This is a genomic window from Lelliottia sp. GFLA7 (genome assembly GCF_056490165.1).
This window is the reverse complement of the sequence record NZ_JBWLAQ010000029.1, coordinates 1-494: the sequence shown is the minus strand read 5'-3', so window position 1 is coordinate 494 and position 494 is coordinate 1. Positions and strand designations below refer to the sequence as shown.

General features: G+C 65.2%; 2 protein-coding genes. Both read left to right on the top strand.

All coding sequences use genetic code 11. The annotated features are described in order from the left end of the window. Positions 1 to 268 (top strand): hypothetical protein (locus tag AC07RN_RS20975; protein WP_478337216.1); only part of this gene is annotated, 268 nt, incomplete at its 5' end. An 11-nt stretch (positions 269 to 279) separates the two neighbouring features. Continuing rightward, positions 280 to 494, top strand: a 215-nt coding sequence (locus AC07RN_RS20970; RefSeq protein ID WP_478337215.1) for a hemerythrin domain-containing protein, incomplete at its 3' end; no start/stop codon positions are given.

Genomic DNA, 494 nt, shown 5'->3' with positions numbered 1-494 from the left:
CCTGCACCAGGTCTTGGCTCACGCGGCGTCAGGCGACGCCGAACTCGCCGAACTCCTCGCGAAGAACCGCGCGGACCACCGTACTTCCATCGAGGTCCTGGCCACCACGTTGGCTCGTCGACCCGTGACGCGGATCGAGATCGACGGTGTGGCCGCTGTGCTGAGCAACGAGGTCTACCTGCGGCTCACGGCGGTGTCCGGCTGGACCGACCGCGAATACGAAACCTGGGTGGCCGACACCGTCGTACGGCTGCTCGACCTCACGTAGGAGTAACCACCATGAGAGCCGGAATCGACCTCGAAGGACCGGCCGACACCCGAGTGATGGGCATCGTCCATTCCGCACTCCGGCGCGACCTGATCCGGGCTAGAGACGCACTCACACGCTGGCCCGCTCCCTTCGATACGCAGCGCGTCGCGATCGCGGACCACCTCGAGTGGATGATGCACTTCCTCGACAACCACCACGAATCGGAGGACAACCACCTGTACCC